This window comes from Kitasatospora sp. NPDC101183 (assembly GCF_044767945.1).
Lineage (GTDB): Bacteria > Actinomycetota > Actinomycetes > Streptomycetales > Streptomycetaceae > Kitasatospora.
On sequence record NZ_JBIWOW010000043.1, the window covers coordinates 25,568 to 43,449 of the forward strand.

9 protein-coding genes are annotated in these 17,882 nt (G+C 73.1%); 3 read left to right on the forward strand and 6 right to left on the reverse strand.

Annotated features, from left to right (window positions below; all coding sequences use genetic code 11):
• Positions 1-66: 66 nt before the first annotated feature.
• The 3 genes from ACIRRS_RS36270 to ACIRRS_RS36280 form a co-directional block, all read right to left on the reverse strand.
• A complete protein-coding gene (locus ACIRRS_RS36270; protein WP_402980574.1) occupies positions 67-1,539 on the reverse strand; it encodes a phosphotransferase in 1,473 nt (490 codons plus the stop codon).
• A 243-nt stretch (positions 1,540-1,782) separates the two neighbouring features.
• Complete coding sequence (gene treS / locus ACIRRS_RS36275) at positions 1,783-3,507, reverse strand: maltose alpha-D-glucosyltransferase (protein WP_402980577.1); 1,725 nt, start codon at positions 3,505-3,507, stop codon at positions 1,783-1,785.
• A complete protein-coding gene (locus tag ACIRRS_RS36280; RefSeq protein ID WP_402980601.1) occupies positions 3,504-5,459 on the reverse strand; it encodes an alpha-1,4-glucan--maltose-1-phosphate maltosyltransferase in 1,956 nt (651 codons plus the stop codon). The genes treS and ACIRRS_RS36280 overlap by 4 nt, the downstream gene beginning before the upstream one ends.
• Before the next feature lie 985 nt (positions 5,460-6,444).
• Here ACIRRS_RS36280 and glgP point away from each other — a divergent pair.
• Positions 6,445-9,108: an alpha-glucan family phosphorylase gene (gene glgP / locus ACIRRS_RS36285; RefSeq protein ID WP_402980580.1), complete on the forward strand. Its 2,664-nt coding sequence runs from the start codon at positions 6,445-6,447 to the stop codon at positions 9,106-9,108.
• A 72-nt stretch (positions 9,109-9,180) separates the two neighbouring features.
• Entirely contained in the window at positions 9,181-10,083 is a 903-nt protein-coding gene (locus ACIRRS_RS36290; RefSeq protein ID WP_402980583.1) for a hypothetical protein, read from the forward strand.
• 84 nt (positions 10,084-10,167) lie between these two features.
• Here the strand turns inward: ACIRRS_RS36290 and ACIRRS_RS36295 are convergent, their stop codons facing one another.
• A complete protein-coding gene (locus ACIRRS_RS36295) occupies positions 10,168-12,039 on the reverse strand; it encodes an ABC transporter ATP-binding protein (protein WP_402980586.1) in 1,872 nt (623 codons plus the stop codon).
• Positions 12,036-13,832, reverse strand: a complete 1,797-nt coding sequence (locus ACIRRS_RS36300) for an ABC transporter ATP-binding protein (protein ID WP_402980589.1) — start codon at positions 13,830-13,832, stop codon at positions 12,036-12,038. The genes ACIRRS_RS36295 and ACIRRS_RS36300 overlap by 4 nt, the downstream gene beginning before the upstream one ends.
• Before the next feature lie 237 nt (positions 13,833-14,069).
• Here ACIRRS_RS36300 and ACIRRS_RS36305 point away from each other — a divergent pair, with 237 nt between their 5' ends.
• The gene (locus ACIRRS_RS36305; RefSeq protein ID WP_402980592.1) at positions 14,070-15,500 is read left to right on the forward strand and encodes a family 2B encapsulin nanocompartment shell protein; all 1,431 of its coding nucleotides are present in this window, start codon (positions 14,070-14,072) and stop codon (positions 15,498-15,500) included.
• 30 nt (positions 15,501-15,530) lie between these two features.
• Here ACIRRS_RS36305 and glgX read toward each other — a convergent pair whose 3' ends face one another.
• Complete coding sequence (gene glgX, locus ACIRRS_RS36310) at positions 15,531-17,714, reverse strand: glycogen debranching protein GlgX (RefSeq protein WP_402980595.1); 2,184 nt, start codon at positions 17,712-17,714, stop codon at positions 15,531-15,533.
• Positions 17,715-17,882 lie beyond the last annotated feature (168 nt).

The window sequence follows — 17,882 nt, forward strand, 5'->3', positions numbered from 1 at the left end:
TGCGGCGGGGCTGGACGGGGCGGGGCGGGGCGACTGGGCTGGGCGACGGAGCGGGGGGAGGGGTGGTCAGAGGGTCAGGGCGAGCCGGTTGATCGCGGCCAGCGGGATCGGCAGCCAGCCGGGCCGGTGCCGGGCCTCGTACACGACCTCGTACACGGCCTTGTCGATCTCCAGCGCCCGCATCAGCTCCGGCGAGGCGGCCGGGTCCGCGCCGCCGCCCGCGGTGTAGCCGGCGCAGAAGGCGGTGCGGTTGCGCTGCGCCCAGGCGGCGGCGAGGTGGGCCAGCTCGGGGTCGGGCGGGCCGCCGGCGAGCAGGTGGGCGGCGGCGTAGTCGAAGGAGCGGAGCATCGCGGCGACGTCGCGCAGCGCGGGCTGCGGCTCCCGGCGCTCGTTGACGGACTTGGCGGGCTCGCCCTCGAAGTCGAGCAGCACCCAGCCGTGCGGGGTGCGCATGGCCTGCCCGAGGTGCAGGTCGCCGTGGATGCGCTGGACGGGCAGGCCGTCCGGGTGGGCGTCGGCGAGCTGCTGGAAGGCGGTGCGCAGCGCGGCCCGGTAGCGCAGCAGCCCGGGGACGGCGGCCACGGCGCTGTCGAGGCGGTCGGCCATGGCGGTGGCCAGGCGCCCGGTCTGGGTGCGGTCGAGCCGGGCGACGGGCATGGAGCGGGCGAGCACCCGGTGGACCTCGGCGGTGGCCCGGCCGAGCCGGTGCGCCTCGATGGCGAAGTTGCCGGGGGCGCGGTCGCCCTTGAGCCGGCCGACCTGGTCGAGGGCCAGCTCCCAGCCGTCCTCGGCGTCGGGCAGGTAGCGCTGGAGGAGGCCGAGGGTGGCGGGCTCGGCGCGCTCGATCCGGCTCTCGAACCAGGCGGCGACGCGGGGGATGCGGGTGGAGCCGGCCCGGGAGAGGGCGAGGGAGAGTTCGAGGTCCGGGTTGGTGCCGGGGTGGATGCGGCGGAACAGCTTGAGGATGTACGAGGTGCCGTAGATGACGGAGCTGTTGGACTGCTCGGCGGTGGAGGCCCGGCCGGGCAGGTTGGTGGGCAGGCCGGAGCCGGGGGTGCGGCGGAAGGAGAGGGCGCCGAAGCGGTCGCCGGTGGCGAGGTGTTCGAGCAGCCGCCCGGTGAGCTCGGGGTCGTGGACGGCGTCGTAGAGCGCGGCCCCGTCGTACGGGCCCTGGCTGAGGCGTCCGAGCACGGCGGCCGGCTCGATGCCGGCCGGGCCCTGGGAGCGGATGCCGAGCAGGAGTTGGTAGACGTCGCCGTGCGGCAGGCCGGCGGTGGTGGCGTGCTCGACGCGCAGCAGCAGGTGGAGCAGGGCAGGGTCCCCGACCTGGAGCGGGGTGCCGACGACGGGGGTGAGGCCGGTGATCGGCCGGCCCTTGCCGGCGTACCAGCGCTGGGTGGGGAGCCACTCGGCGATCAGCGGCAGGGCCGCCTGCACGAGTTCACTGACCCCCAGGGCGGTTCTCCGGGCCCCGGCGCCCCGGGCGCCCGTCGGCGCGTCGTGCTGCACGTGGGCTTGAGAGCGGGAGGTTTCGGACATGACTCCCTTTCCCCGGAAGCGCGCGGATGGCCCGACGGGTCGTGGCCGGGTCTGGCAGTCTTCCGGATATCGGCGGCGCGGCGGTCGCGGCACGCGAGCTCTGCTCGGGTGTCACGCCTTCGTGTGGGTGGCCGTTGGGCTGTTCTCCGTACGCGGCGGTGCGGAGGGCTCCGGGGGCGCGGGGGTCAACTCGCGCCCCCGGAGGGCCTGGTGGTGCTGATCGGCCCGCGGCGCGGTGGATCGTTACTTCGGGCGCCCGGCGCCGCCGGTACGCGGGGGCTGCCGGAGCTGGAACCAGTAGAAGCCGTGCCCTGCGAGGGTGAGCAGGTAGGGCCACTCGCCGATCGACGGGAAGCGCACTCCGCCGATCAGCTCGACCGGGTACCGGCCGCCGTACCGCCGGAGGTCCAGCTCGGTCGGCTGCGCGAACCGCGAGAAGTTGTTCACGCACATGACCAGGTCCCCCTCGTGCTCGCGCACGAAGGCCAGGACGGCGGGGTTGCTGGACGGCAGCTCGGTGTAGGTGCCCAGGCCGAACGCCGGGTTGAGCTTGCGGATCTCGATCATGCGACGCGTCCAGTGCAGCAGAGAACTCGAACTGCTCTGCTGCGCCTCGACGTTGGTCACCTGGTAGCCGTACACCGGGTCCATGATGGGCGGCAGACTGAGCCTGCCCGGGTCGGCGGAGGAGAAACCCGCGTTGCGGTCCGGGGTCCACTGCATCGGCGTGCGCACGCCGTCCCGGTCGCCGAGCCAGATGTTGTCGCCCATGCCGATCTCGTCCCCGTAGTAGAGCACCGGGGAGCCGGGCAGGGAGAGCAGCAGGGCGGTGAAGAGCTCGATCTGGTTGCGGTCGTTCTCCAGCAGCGGGGCGAGCCTTCGGCGGATGCCCACGTTGGCGCGCATCCGCGGGTCCTTGGCGTACTCCGCGTACATGTAGTCGCGCTCCTCGTCGGTGACCATCTCCAGGGTCAGCTCGTCGTGGTTGCGCAGGAAGATCCCCCACTGGCAGCCGCCCGGGATCGCCGGGGTCTTGGCGAGGATCTCCGAGACGGGGTAGCGGGACTCGCGCCGCACGGCCATGAAGATCCGCGGCATCACCGGGAAGTGGAAGGCCATGTGGCACTCGTCGCCGCCGGCGGTGAAGTCGCCGAAGTAGTCGACGACGTCCTCCGGCCACTGGTTGGCCTCGGCGAGGAGGACGGTGTCCGGGTAGTCGGCGTCGATCTCCTTGCGGACCCGCTTGAGGAACTCGTGGGTCTCCGGCAGGTTCTCGCAGTTGGTGCCCTCGCGGGCGAAGAGGTACGGCACCGCGTCCAGCCGGAAGCCGTCGATGCCGAGGTCCAGCCAGAACCGCAGCCCGGCGATCATCTCGTCCTGGACCCGGGGGTTGTCGTAGTTGAGGTCCGGCTGGTGCGAGAAGAAGCGGTGCCAGAAGTACTGCTTGCGGACGGGGTCGTACGTCCAGTTGGAGGTCTCGGTGTCGACGAAGATGATCCGGGCGTCGGGGTACTGCTTGTCGTCGTCGGCCCACATGTAGAAGTCGCCGTAGGGCCCGTCCGGGTCGGTGCGGGAGGCCTGGAACCACGGGTGCTGGTCGCTGGTGTGGTTCATGACGAAGTCGATCACGACGCGCATGCCGCGGGCGTGGGCGGCGTCGACGAACTCCATGAAGTCGGCGAGGTCGCCGAACTCGGGCAGGACCGACTTGTAGTCGGCCACGTCGTACCCGCCGTCGCGCAGGGGTGAGGCGAAGAAGGGCGGGAGCCAGAGGCAGTCGACACCGAGCCACTGCAGGTAGTCGAGCTTGGTCGTGAGCCCCTTCAGGTCCCCGACCCCGTCGCCGTTGCTGTCCTGGAAGGACCGCACCAGCACCTCGTAGAAGACCGCACGCTTGAACCACTCCGGGTCCAGGTTCTTCTTCGAGGTCTCGGGGAAGGTGTCGGGGACGGGCTCGTTCACTGTCACGCTGGGTTCCTCCGAACCGTGAGGAGGTGAGCCGGCTCGGCTGAGGGGTCGAGCCGGACGTAGTTGTGCCGGCCCCAGGTGTAGGCGGCGCCGGTCAGCTCGTCCTGCACCAGGTGGGGGCCGTCGCCGTCGAGCGTGACGGTGGCCTCCTGCGCGTGGTGCGGATCGAGGTTGACCACGGTGATGACCTGGTCGGTGAGGCCGTCCTCGGTGGTCGCGGTCTTGGCGTAGGCGAGCACCCGGTCGTTGTCGGTCGGGAGGAACCGCAGGTCGCGCAGCTGCTGGAGGGCGGGGTGGCGCCGGCGCAGCCGGTTGAGCACCGTCAGCAGCGGGGCCAGGGTGTCGGTGCGGTTCCAGTCGCGCGGGCGCAGCTCGTACTTCTCCGAGTGCAGGTACTCCTCGGAGCCCGGGTGGGCCGGCTCGTTCTCGTACAGCTCGAAGCCGGCGTAGACGCCGTAGCTGGGGGAGAGGGTGGCGGCGAGCACGGCGCGGACGGCGAAGGCGGCGCGGCCGCCGTGCTGGAGGTAGGCGTGCAGGATGTCGGGGGTGTTGGCGAAGAAGTTGGGCCGCATGTAGGCGGCGGCGTCACCGGTGAGTTCGGTGAGGTACTCGGTGAGTTCGGTCTTGTCGGTGCGCCAGGTGAAGTACGTGTACGACTGGTGGAATCCGATCTTCCCGAGGGTGTGCATCATCGCGGGGCGGGTGAAGGCCTCCGCGAGGAACACCACGTCCGGGTCGGTGCGGGCGATGTCGCCGAGGACCTTCTCCCAGAACAGCACCGGCTTGGTGTGGGGGTTGTCGACACGGAAGATCCGTACGCCGTGGGACATCCAGAAGCGCAGGATCCGGAGCGTTTCCTTGACGATTCCGTCCATGTCCTGGTCGAAGTTGACCGGATAGATGTCCTGGTACTTCTTCGGCGGGTTCTCGGCGTACGCGATGGTGCCGTCCGCGCGATGGCTGAACCATTCCGGGTGCTTGTTGACCCACGGGTGGTCGGGGGAGCACTGGAGGGCGAAGTCCAGGGCCACCTCCAGGTGCAGGCCCTGGGCCTCGGAGACGAAGTGGTCGAAGTCCTCGATCGTGCCCAGGTCCGGGTGGACGGCGTCGTGGCCGCCCTCGGGGGAGCCGATCGCCCAGGGCGAGCCGACGTCGTGCGGACCGGCCGTCAGGGTGTTGTCCGGGCCCTTGCGGAAGGCTCGGCCGATCGGGTGCACGGGCGGCAGGTAGACCACGTCGAAGCCCATCGCGGCGACGGCCGGCAGCCGCTCGGCGGCGGTGCGCAGGGTGCCCGGGCGCGGGGGCTCCACGCCCGTCGGGTCCACCACGGCGCCCTCGGAGCGCGGGAAGAACTCGTACCAGGAGCCGAACAGCGCCCGCTCGCGGTCGACCTGGAGCGGCAGCGGGCGGGAGGAGCTGAGCAGCTCGCGCAGGGGGTGGCGGGCCAGCAGCTCCAGCACCTCGGGGGCGAGGGCGGAGGCGAGGCGGGACAGCGGCGGCAGGCCCGGGTCGCGCAGGGAGTCGGCGGCGGCCAGCACGTGCGCGCGGCCCTCCTTCTTGGGCACGCCCGCGGCGGCGCGCTCCAGCAGCCGCGCGCCCTCCTCCAGCACCAGCGCGGTGTCGATCCCGGCGGGCAGCTTGATCGCGGCGGCCTTGCGCCAGGTGGCAACCGGGTCGCTCCACGCCTCGACCAGGTACGACCAGCGGCCGGGGGCGGTCGGGGTGACGTACGCGCCCCAGCGGTCGGTGCCCTCGGCCAGCTCGCGCATCGGCGTCCAGGGGCCGCTGCGGCCGCGCGGGTCGCGCAGCACCACGTTGGCGTTGACGGCGTCGTGGCCCTCGCGGAAGACGGTCGCGGTGACCAGGAAGGTCTCGCCGGTGACGGCCTTGGCGGGGCGGCGGCCGGAGTCGACGAGGGGGCTGACGTCCAGGACGGGGATGCGGCCGATCACGGTGTCGCTCTCTGTCGTCTTGCGGGCGGCGGTCTTGCGAGCGGGGGTCTTGGGAGTAGGGCTCTTGCGAGCGGGCTCTTCGGCAGGCTTCGCGGTGGTCCTCGCGGGGGCGGTGGTGCGGCGCGTGGTGGTGGTGCGCCGGCGGGGTGCCGCCGTCCGGCCCTCCTCGGCCCCGGGTTGTCGGGCCTCGGCCGGTTCCTCGCGGACGGCCCCGGCGGTTCGGGGGGCCGGCATCGCCGGATCCGTCCGAGGGTCAGAATCCGTCCGTGCGGGGGAATCCGCGACCGCTGCGTCGAGGTCGTCGGCCACCGGTGTGGACTGGTCCCGCGTGTCGCCGTGCATGCCAAGCTCCTGCCCGAGATCGGCGGCAGCTCCCGCCGCCGCGCGGGCAGGGGGAGTACCGGGAGGACTTGCTGGGTGGGGGTGGACGCGCGACCGGAAGCCTGCCCGTGCCGCTCGCCCCGGCAACCCGCCCGGCGCCCGTCGAGCCGGTGGCGGGGAGCCCCGGAGCCGCGCGCGTCCCGGCGCGCGCCGGCCGGGACGCGCCCCCGGGCGGTCCGGTCCACCCGTGAACGAGCGGCCCGGACGCGAGGACACGCGTCGGTGCGCGGCGCACGCCGAATGGGCTAAGGAGGAAGGGGAAAGGCCGACACGAAAAAGGGTTCGGTCGTGCTGCCGAAGGGGGCTCCACCCGTCGCCGTAGTCCCCACGACATCAACGACTCCGGCCCATCCTCGCATCGGGGACAGGATTTTTGCAGCGGTACGACAGTAGTTTCGGGCACGGCCCGGATCGCGGGAGACGGCGGAAATCGATCTGTTCCACGGAGTTCACACATCGGTGGTGCGGAGCCGGGAAATGTGCGCCCCGCGCGCCCCCCGTGCGGACGGATGCGCCGAATGCGATCTCATCAATAGGCCGAACGGATGCCCAATAGCCCACTTGACGCACTGTCATGAGGGCCGTCGGGGCTACGCTTCACGCCGTGAAGGCAATCCGCAGATTCACCGTCCGCACCGTCCTGCCCGAACAACTCCAGCCGTTGCACGAGCTGGCCCTCAATCTGCGCTGGTCCTGGCACCCCGAGACCAGGGACCTCTTCCGGTCCGTGGACCCGGAGGTCTGGGCCGCGACCGGAGAGGACCCGGTGCGGCTGCTCGGGGAGGTCCCGGCCGCGCGGCTCGCCGCCCTCGCCGCCGACCGGCGCTTCCTGCGCAGGCTCGGCGACCTCGCCGACGATCTGCACGAGTACCTGACCGGCCCGCGCTGGTACCAGGCGCAGCAGGGCGGCCCCACCCCGCCGCCCGCCGCGATCGCCTACTTCTCCCCCGAGTACGGCATCGCCGCCGCGCTGCCCCAGTACTCCGGCGGGCTGGGCATCCTGGCCGGCGACCACCTCAAGGCCGCCAGCGACCTCGGCGTCCCGATCATCGGCGTCGGGCTCTTCTACCGGCACGGCTACTTCCGGCAGTCCCTCGACCGGGACGGCTGGCAGCAGGAGCGCTACCCGCTGCTCGACCCCGACGAGCTGGCCGTCAGCCTGCTGCGCGAGGCGGACGGCGCCCCCGCCCGGGTGGACCTCGCCCTGCCCGGCGGCCGCACCCTCGCCGCCCGGATCTGGAAGGCCCAGGTCGGGCGCGTCCCGCTGCTGCTCCTCGACTCCGACACCGAGGAGAACTCGCCCGCCGAACGCGACGTCACCGACCGGCTCTACGGCGGCGGCAGCGAGCACCGCCTCCTCCAGGAGATGCTGCTCGGCATCGGCGGCGTCCGGGCCGTACGCGCCTACTGCCGCCTCACCGGGCACCCCGCGCCCGAGGTGTTCCACACCAACGAGGGCCACGCCGGCTTCCTCGGCGTCGAGCGCATCCGCGAGCTGGTCGCCGACCCGGCCGAGGGCCTGGACTTCGCCGCCGCCCTGGAGTCCGTCCGGGCCGGGACGCTGTTCACCACCCACACGCCCGTCCCCGCCGGGATCGACCGCTTCGACCGCGAGCTGGTCGCCCGCCACTTCGGCGGCGAGGGCGCCCTGCCCGGCGTCCCCGTCGAGCAGGTGCTCGCCCTCGGCGCCGAGAGCTGGCCCGGCGGCGACCCCGAGCTGTTCAACATGGCCGCCATGGGCCTGCGCCTGGCCCAGCGCGCCAACGGGGTCTCCACCCTGCACGGCGAGGTCAGCCGGGCCATGTTCAACGGCCTCTGGCCCGGATTCGACCCCGCCGAGGTGCCGATCACCTCCGTCACCAACGGGGTGCACGCGGCCACCTGGATCGACCCGGCCGTGGTGCGCCTGGGCGCCGCCGAGATCGGCGCCGACCGCGCCGAGGAGGCGATGACCACCGGCGAGACCCAGCGCTGGACGGGCCTGGAGCGGATCGGCAACACCGAGGTCTGGGAGCTGCGCCGCAGCCTGCGCGCCCAGCTGGTCGACGAGGCCCGCCGCCGGCTGCGCGCCTCCTGGCGCCAGCGCGGCGCCGGCGAGGCCGAGCTCGGCTGGGTCTCCTCGGCGCTCGACCCCGACGTGCTCACCATCGGCTTCGCCCGCCGCGTCCCCTCGTACAAGCGGCTCACCCTGATGCTGCGCGACGCCGACCGGCTGCGGGCCCTGCTGCTGCACCCGACCAGGCCCGTGCAGATCGTCGTCGCCGGCAAGGCCCACCCGGCCGACGACGGCGGCAAGCGGCTGATCCAGCGGATGGTCGCCTTCGCCGACGACCCGGCGGTGCGCCACCGGATCGTCTTCCTGCCCGACTACGACATGGCGATGGCCCGGCACCTCTACCCGGGCTGCGACGTGTGGCTCAACAACCCGCTGCGCCCGCTGGAGGCCTGCGGCACCTCGGGGATGAAGGCGGCGCTCAACGGCTGCCTCAACCTGTCCGTCCTGGACGGCTGGTGGGACGAGTGGTTCGACGGCCAGAACGGCTGGGCGATCCCCACCGCCGACGAGGGCGACGGCGTCCTCGACCCGGACAGCGGGGAGGCCGAGCGGCGCGACGACATCGAGGCCGCCGCGCTCTACGACCTGATCGAGCACCAGGTCGCCGCCCGCTTCTACGACCGCGACGGCGACGGGCTGCCGCACCGCTGGATCGCCATGGTCCGGCACACCCTCGTCACCCTCGGGCCCAAGGTGCTGGCCGGCCGGATGGTCCGCGAGTACGTCGAACGGCTGTACGCCCCGGGCGCGTTGGCGCAGCGGGAGCTGGCGGCGGGGCGGCACACCGGGGCGCGCGAGCTGGCGCGGTGGAAGGCCAAGGTCCGGGAGGCCTGGCCGGCCGTGCGGGTCGAGCACGTCGAGGCGGAGGGGACGGGCGAGGCGCAGGAGCTCGGCGGGGCACTCGCGCTGCGGGTGCAGGTCGCGCTCGGGGCGCTGGAGCCCGGGGACGTCGAGGTGCAGGTGGTCTCCGGCCGGGTGGACGAGGCGGACGGCATCTCGGACGCGGCCGTGCTCGCCCTCAAGCCGGTCGGCGGGCCCGACCTGGACGGGCGCACGCGGTACGAGGGTTCGCTGGAGCTGGACCGGACGGGGCCGTTCGGCTACACCGTCCGGGTGCTGCCCTCGCACCCCCGGCTGGCCTCCCCGGCCGAGCCGGGGCTCGTCGCCCTGCCGGCCGAATCGGCCGGGATGGACGCGGGGCTGCTGCGCTAGGGAAGAGTGCGATTACCACGGACGGCAGTCGTCCGGTTGCCCGGCGTGTCGGGCGGCGGGAGCGTGAGGGGCATGATGCGAACCCTGCGCGCGGTCGCCCTCGCCGCGCTGTCCGTCCTGCTCGTGGCGGGCCCGGCCCAGGCCGGTGCCCGCCCCCTGGCAGCCCCGCCGGCCGAGGCGATGGTCTCCGTGGAGATCTGCCCGCCCGGCGACACCGTCCCCGGTGAGACCGGCACCCTGGAGGTGCGGATCACCAACAACGGGCCGTCCGCCACCAGCGACGCGACCCTGGTGGTCGTGCACTTCCCGCCGCCCGGCGTCGTCCAGTCCGCCGATCCGGCGGTGCCCCTGGACTACTTCGGCACCGGCAGTTCCTACTCGATCCCGGCGGGCCTCGCCCCCGGCGCCACCTCGGTGGAGAAGCTGGCGCTGTACGTCGCGCCGATCACCCTGCCGGGCACCGTCATCAACGGCGACGTCCAGGCCTTCTACCCGGGGGACCCGGACCAGTCCGGCCACACCACTCCGTACAGCTTCACCACCGCCGACACCAAGGCCCACATGATGGTCGGCGCCTCCTCCGCCTGGTCCGCCGGGCACCCCGTGCCGCAGCCGGGCGACCTCACCGGCCACCCCGGGGCGACCATCAACCTGCCGCTGTGGGTGTACAACGCCGGGCCGTCCTACTCGCGGCACCCGATCGACGTGAACATCACCGTGCCCGAGATGACGACGCTGACCGGCACCGCGCCGTACAACTGCACGGCCACCGGGCCGCGCACGCTGACCTGCCACTTCGGGAGCGGGCCGCGCTACCACGACGCGATCTTCATCGACCCGGCCGTGGTGATCGACGCCTCGACCACCGCCGGGCAGGTGCTCACCGGCGGGACGCTGGACGTGATCCCCTCGCCGGAGGAGGACAGCGGCCCGATGTCCGACTGGCACACCGACTTCGTGGTGACCGTGGACTGAGCCCGGCTCCCGGGGCCTTCGGGCAAAAGGAATGCCCGGCCGGGTGCGTGACGGCGCACCCGGTCGGGCACATCTGTGACCACGCTAGACGAGGGAGTCCCTCCAGGCGCGGTGAAGGGCGGCGAACCGCCCGGATCCGTCGATCAGTTCCTGCGGGGAGCCGTCCTCGACGATCCGGCCCTGGTCCATCACCAGGACGCGGTCGGCGATCTCCACGGTGGAGAGCCGGTGCGCGATGATCACCGCCGTACGGCCGGCCAGCACCGTGCGCATCGCCCGCTGGACGGCCCGCTCGCCGGGGACGTCCAGCGAGCTGGTCGCCTCGTCGAGGATCAGCACGGCCGGGTCGGCCAGCAGGGCGCGGGCGAAGGCCACCAACTGGCGCTGACCTGCGGAGATCCGGCCGCCGCGCTTGCGCACGTCGGTGTCGAAGCCGTCGGGCAGGGCGGCGATGAACCCGTACGCGCCGATGTCCCGGGCGGCCTGCTCGACCTCGGCGCGGGTGGCTCCGGGGCGGCCGATGGCGATGTTCTCGGCGACGGTGCCCGAGAACAGGAAGGACTCCTGGGTCACCATCACCACGCCGCGGCGCAGCTCCGGGGTGGCCAGCTCGCGCAGGTCCACCCCGTCGAGGAGGACGCGGCCGGCCGTCGGGTCGTAGAAGCGGGCCAGCAGCTTGGCGACCGTCGACTTGCCCGCGCCGGTGGCGCCGACCACGGCGACGGTCCGGCCGGCCGGGACGGTCAGGTCGAAGGGGGGCAGGACCTGCTTGCCGGTGCGGTAGCCGAAGGCCGTCCGCTCGAAGCGGACCTCGCGGCCCTTGCCCTCGGCGCCCTCGCCCCGGCGCGTCGGCAGCGGGGTGGGCTCGGCGGGCTCCGCGACGGTGGGCTCGTGGGCGAGCAGGCCGGCGATCTTCTCCAGGGCGGCGGCGGCCGACTGGTAGGAGTTCAGGAACATCGCCAGGTGGTCGATCGGGTCGAACAGCCGGCGCAGGTACAGCGTCAGGGCCGTGAGCGCGCCCAGGGCCAGGGTGTCGTCGGCGACCCGGTAGGCGCCGAGCAGCACCACGCCGGTGACCCACAGGTTGGCGACGGTGCGGGAGAGGCCCACGTACCGGGCGATCTCCATCAGGCCGTCGCCCGTGGCCCGGACCGAGTCCTCGTTGACCACGGCGAAGGCCGCGTCGCCGGCCCGCTCGCGGCGGAAGGCCTGGACGGGGCGGATGCCGTTCATGGTCTCCGTGAACCGGACGATCATGGAGGCGGCCTTGGTGCGGGAGCGGCGGTAGACCCGCAGCGAGCGGCGGCGGAAGGAGCGGGCGATCAGCCACAGCGGCAGGAAGGAGGCCAGCGAGACCAGGCCGAGGCGCCAGTCCATCACCAGCAGCAGCACCGAGATGTAGCAGACCGACAGGAAGACGGTCAGCAGCTCCTGGAGGCCCTCGGAGAGCAGCTCGCGCAGCGCGTCGAGGTCGCTGGTGGCGCGGGAGATGATCCGGCCCGAGGTGTAGCGCTCGTGGAAGTCCAGGCTCAGGCGCTGGGCGTGGCGGAAGATCCGGCCGCGCAGCTCCAGCAGGACGTCCTGGTTGATCCGGGCGCCGATCTTGACGAACGCCCACTGGAGCAGCGGGCTGAGCAGGGCGCAGCCCAGGTAGGCCGCGATCACGGCGATCAGCGGGCCGGCGTCGTGCTCGCGCAGGGCCGGGATGCCGCGGTCCATCGCGACGGCGACCAGCAGCGGGCCGGACTGCAGGGCGGCCTGCTGGACGAGGATCGCTGTCATCGCCACCGCGATCCGGCCCCGGTGCGGGCCGAGCAGCGAGCGCAGCAGCTCCCCGGCGGCGCCGGGCGGGACGGGGATGTCCTCCTCGTCCTCCGGCGGCGGAGGAGCCTCCTCCTCGACGGGGTCGACGGGGTCGACGGCCTCGGTGCCGGCGGGCTCGACGGTCGTGGTCACGCGCTGCTCCCCTCGGGGACGAGGGCGGCCTCGCCCGACATCAGTTCGCGGTAGCGCGGACAGTCGCGCAGCAGCTCCTGGTGGGTGCCGACGGCCTCGATCCGGCCGTCCGTCAGCACGGCGACCCGGTCGGCGAGCAGCACGGTGCTCGGGCGGTGGGCGACCACCAGGGCGGTGGTGGAGCCGAGCACCCGGCGCAGGGCCTCCTCGACCAGGGCCTCGGTGTGCACGTCCAGCGCGGAGAGCGGGTCGTCCAGGACGAGGAAGGCCGGGCCGCCGACCACCGCCCGGGCCAGGGCCAGGCGCTGGCGCTGGCCGCCGGACAGGCTCAGGCCCTGCTCGCCGACCTCCGTGTCCACGCCCTCGGGCAGCTTCTCGACGAAGCCGGCCTGGGCGGTGGCGAGGGCGGAGGCCAGTTCCTCGCCGCTCGCGGCGGGGGCGCCCATCAGGACGTTCTCCCGGACGGTGGCGGAGAAGAGCGTCGGCTCCTCGAAGGCGACGGAGACCAGCTCGCGCAGCCGCTCCCGGGGCAGTTCGCGGATGTCCAGGCCGTCCAGGGTGATGGTGCCGGCGGTGGCCTCGTACAGCCGGGGGAGCAGGGAAGTGAGGGTGGTCTTTCCGCTGCCGGTGGCGCCGACCAGGGCCATCGTCTCGCCGCTGCGGACGTGCAGGTCGATGCCGGTCAGCAGGTCGGGGCTGCCCTCGGGGGCGTCGGGGTAGCGGAAGCGGACGCCGGTGAGGCGGATGCCGTCCTTGCCGCCGTCGAGGCCCGTGGCGGTGCCCGGGTCCGCGACGTCGGGTTCGTCCATCACCTCGAAGAAGCGGTCCGTGGCGGTGGCGGCCTCGTTGGTGTAGGCGAGCAGCCAGCCGAGCGACTCGATGGGCCAGCGCAGGGCGAGGGCGGTGGAGAGGAAGGCGACCAGGCTGCCGGCGCTCAGCTCGTCCTGGGCGACGAGGTACGCGCCGACGGCGAGGGCGCAGCCGAGGGCGATCTCGGGCAGGCCGACGACCATGGCCGACAGGCGGGCCAGCAGGTGCGCCTTGTGCAGCTCCGTGCCGCGCAGGCCCCGGGACTGGGCGCGGAAGCGCTCGGCCATCGTGCGGTGGCGGCCGAAGGCCTTGAGGATGCGGATGCCGAGCACCGACTCCTCGACCACCGTGGCGAGGTCGCCGTTCTTGTCCTGGGCGAGGCGGGAGGCGGCGGAGTAGTCCGTCTCGAAGCGCCGGGTGAGCAGCAGGATCGGGAGGGCGGGCGCGAGGAAGAGCAGCGCGAGCCGCCAGTCCTGGGAGAACATCACCGCGGCGCCGGCCACGAACGTCGTCGTGTTGACGAAGAGGAAGACCAGGGCGAAGGCGAGGAACAGCCGGATGACGAACAGGTCCGCCGTCGCCCGGGAGAGCAACTGGCCGGAGCCCCAGCGGTCGTGGAAGGCGACGGGCAGCCGCTGGAGCTTGGCGAAGAGGTCGGCGCGCATCCGCCCCTCCACCGCGGCGAGCGGGCGGGCCAGCACCACCCGGCGGCAGTAGAAGAGCCCGGCCTCGACCAGGCCGAGGACCAGCAGCAGGCCGACCAGCGGCCAGAGGCCGTCGAGGTCGTGGCGGGTCAGCGGGCCGTCGACGATCCGGCCGAGCACCACGGGGACGGCGAGGGAGCTGAGCATGGCGAGGGTGGCCGTCGCCATCGACACGGCGATCCGGCCGCGCACGGCCCGCGCGTAGGGCCACAGGCGCAGCAGGGATCGGACCGTGGAGCGGCGCCCGGTCGGGAGGTCGGCTTGTCTGTTCTCGGCCATCGCGGTGAGGGTAGGCCGGGAGCACGACATTTATCATCCGGTTTTTCGCCCCTGTCGCCCCGGCCCGTACGGAACCGGCCACCCGGACGGGCGGGGTGCGCGCGATCCGTGGGGCGCGCGCGGCCGTTCGTGCAGGGAGCAGTGCGCCGCGCGCCTCTTGCGGGCGCCCCCACAACGGCCGATTACATCTCCTGACGAGTGTTCATCCTGGGAAACGAGTGACAGGAGATTCAGGACATGACGGTCGAAACGGAACCCGCGGCCCCCGGCGGCGGCGCCGCCCTCCTCCAGGTACGGGCGCAACTGAGCCTCAGCACGGCGGCCGCGCGGAACCTGGCGACGACGACCAAGTCCGCGCCGCAGATGCAGGAGATCACCTCCCGCTGGCTGCTCAAGATGCTGCCCTGGGTGCAGGTCAGCGCCGGTACGTACCGGGTCAACCGGCGGCTCAGCTACGCCACCGGGCGCGGCCGGGTCGGCTTCGCCAAGACCGGCGCGACGGTCACGGTGATCGCCCCCTCGCTGACCGAGGTGCCGGCACTGCGCGGATTCGGCGACGAGGCGGTGCTGGAGGAGCTGGCCCGCCGGTTCACGCAGCGGGACTTCGCGCCCGGCGACATGCTGGTGCGCGAGGGCGACCCGATCCGCGAGGTCTTCCTGATCGCGCACGGCAAGGTCGAGCGCCTCGGCACCGGCAAGTACGGCGAGGAGACGGTGGTCGGCACCCTCGCCGACGGCGACCACATCGGCGACGAGGGGCTCACCGAGGCCTCCGGCAACTGGCCGTACACCGTGCGCGCGGCGACCTCGGGCGTGGCCATGGCCCTGCAGTGGTCCCAGTTCCAGGAGTTGACCGACCGCTCGCCCGAACTGCGCGAGCACCTGCTCGGGTTCGCGGCCGACGCCGCCCAGGCGCAGAACGCGCACGGCGAGGCGGAGATCGACCTCTCCGCCGGCCACGAGGGCGAGTACGAGCTGCCCGGCGCCTTCGTGGACTACGAGTTGAGGCCGCGCGAGTACGAGCTGAGCGTCGCGCAGACCGTGCTCAAGGTGCACACCCGCGTCGCGGACCTCTACAACAAGCCGATGAACCAGACCGAGCAGCAGCTGCGGCTCACCATCGAGGCGCTGCGCGAGCGCCAGGAGCACGAGCTGATCAACAACCCGGACTTCGGGCTGCTCAGCAACACCGACTTCGACCAGCGCGTGCAGACCCACTCCGGGGCGCCCACCCCGGACGACCTGGACGACCTGCTCGCGATGCGCCGCGACACCGACTACCTGTTCGCCCACCCGCGGGCCATCGCGGCCTTCGAACGGGAGTGCAACCGGCTCGGCGTCTACCCGGGCACGGCGGAGGTGCTCGGCAAGCAGCGGCCCGCCTGGCGCGGGGTGCCGATCTTCCCGTGCAACAAGATCCCGGTGGCGGCGGACCAGACCACCTCGATCATCGCGATGCGGGTGGGCGAGCAGAACCAGGGGGTCGTCGGGCTCAACCAGATCGGGATTCCGGACGAGGTCGAGCCCTCGCTGAACGTGCGGTTCATGGGGATCGACGAGAAGGCGATCGCCTCGTACCTGGTCAGCGCGTACTACTCGGCGGCGGTGCTGGTGCCGGACGCGATCGGCGTGCTGGAGAACGTGGAGGTGGGGCACGCGCGGGGGTGAGCCGCTGTTGGAGGGAGTGGGTGCGGGGCTCTAGGCGGGGGTGGGCACGGGGTTCTGGGCGGGGTGGGCGGGCGCGCGCAGCAGGAGCAGTGAGCGCCCGCCCAGGGGCGCCTTGCCGCAGGGGTGCTCGTCGGCGGTCCCCGCCGTGTCGACGACGGTGGTGTACGGGGAGTCCGGCGCGGCCCAGGGCTCGGCGGGGAGGGTGAAGTCGACGGCCTCCGGGCCCGCGTTGAGCAGCAGCAGGAAGCTGTCGTCCACCGGGGGCCGGCCGGTCTCGTCCCGCTCCGACATGGCCGTGCCGGAGAGCAGCATGCCCAGGCAGGCGGTGGGGGCGAACCAGTCGGCCTCCGTCATCTCCTCGCCCCGGGGCGTGAACCAGGCGAGGTCCGGCTGGCCGCCGGGGGTGGCGGCGCGGCCCGAGAAGAAGGCGCGCTGGCGCAGCACGGGGTGGGCGCGGCGCAGGCGGACCAGGCGGGCCGTGAGGTCCGCGAGTTCCCGCCACTCGGGGTGGTCGAGGAGGGACCAGTCGAGCCAACTCGTCCGATTGTCCTGGCAGTAGGCGTTGTTGTTGCCGCCCTGGGTGCGGCCCAGCTCGTCCCCGGCGGTGATCATCGGGACGCCGGTGGAGAGCAGCAGCGTCGCCATCAGGTTGCGCAACTGGCGCAGGCGCAGGGCGGTGATGTCGGGGTCGGAGGTCTCGCCCTCGGCTCCGTGGTTCCAGGAACGGTTGTCGTCCGTGCCGTCGCGGTTGTCCTCGGCGTTGGCGAGGTTGTGCTTGTGGTTGTACGAGACCAGGTCGCGCAGGGTGAAACCGTCGTGCGCCGTCACGTAGTTGACGGAGGCGTAGGGGCGTCTCCCGCCGCGCTGGTACAGGTCCGAGGAGCCGGACAGGCGGTAGCCGAGCTCCCGGACGTCCGGGCTGGAACCGCGCCAGAAATCGCGGACGGAGTCGCGGTAGCGGTCGTTCCACTCCGCCCAGAGCGGAGGGAAGGTGCCGACCTGGTAGCCGCCCGGGCCGACGTCCCAGGGCTCGGCGATGAGCTTCGTCCGGCTGAGCAGCGGGTCCTGGGAGACGGCGGCCAGGAGGGGGTGGCGCTCGGTGTCGACGGCGTCCGAGCCCCGGGCCAGGGCGGCGGCCAGATCGAAGCGGAAGCCGTCCACGCCCATCTCGGTGACCCAGTAGCGCAGCGAATCCGTGACCAGGCGGATCACCTGGGGGTGACGGGTGTCCAAGGTGTTGCCGCAGCCCGTGAAATCGGCGTAGCCGCGCGGGCGGTGAGGGGCGAGGCGGTAGTAGGCGGCGTTGTCGACACCCCGGAAGGACAGGCTCGGGCCCAGCTCGGCGCCCTCGGCGGTGTGGTTGAACACCACGTCGAGGATCACCTCGATGCCCGCCCGGTGGAGGGCGCGGACCATGCGCTTGAACTCGCCGACCTGGCCTCCGCGGGAGCCGGAGGCGGAGTAGGCGGCGTGCGGGGCGAAGTAGCCGATCGTGTTGTAGCCCCAGTAGTTGACCAGGCCGCGGGCCTGAAGATGGTCCTCGCCGGCGAACTGGTGGACGGGGAGGAGCTCGACGGCCGTCACACCGAGGCGGGTCAGATGGGCGACGGCGGCGGGGTGGGCGAGGCCGGCGTAGGTGCCGCGGAGGGGCGGGGGGACGTCGGGGTGGCGCATGGTGAAGCCGCGGACGTGGAGCTCGTAGATGACCGTCTCGGCCCAGGGGGTCTTGGGGCGGTGGTCGTCGAACCAGTCGTCGTCGTCGTGGACGACCACCGAACGGGGGACGTGGGGGGCGGAGTCGCGGTTGTCGCGGACGGTGTCGGCGACATCGGCCTCCGGCCAGGCGCGGGCCGCTGCGCAGGCGGCGTCGTGGGACACGTACGTGCCGTCGACGGCGCGGGCGTACGGGTCGAGAAGCAGCTTGGCGGGGTTCCAGCGGGCGCCCGTCCACGGGTCCCAGCGGCCGTGGACACGGAAGCCGTAGCGGGTGCCGGGGGTGACGCCGGGGAGGAAACCGTGCCAGATCTGGAAGTCCTGCTCGGTGAGGCGGTGGCGGGTCTCGCGGCCGTCCTCGTCGAACAGGCACAGGTCGACGGCCTCGGCGGCGGGGGCCCAGAGGGCGAAGTTCGTGCCGGGGCCGCGGCGTTGGTCGGTGTGGAAGCGGGCGCCGAGGGGTTGGCGGCTGCCGGGCCAGGGGGGTGCGGGGGTGTCCATGGTGGGGGCTCCCTGGGCGGGGTGGGGCTTTGGGGCGGTCGGTTTCTCTTTCCCGGAATGGGGGGTGGGGAAGCGGGGTGAACGGGGGGTGGCGGGGGGTGGTCGTTGGGGGGTGGGCTCTCGGGAGGGTGGGGGCCGGGGGCGGCTCCGGGGGTGGCCGCTCCGTGG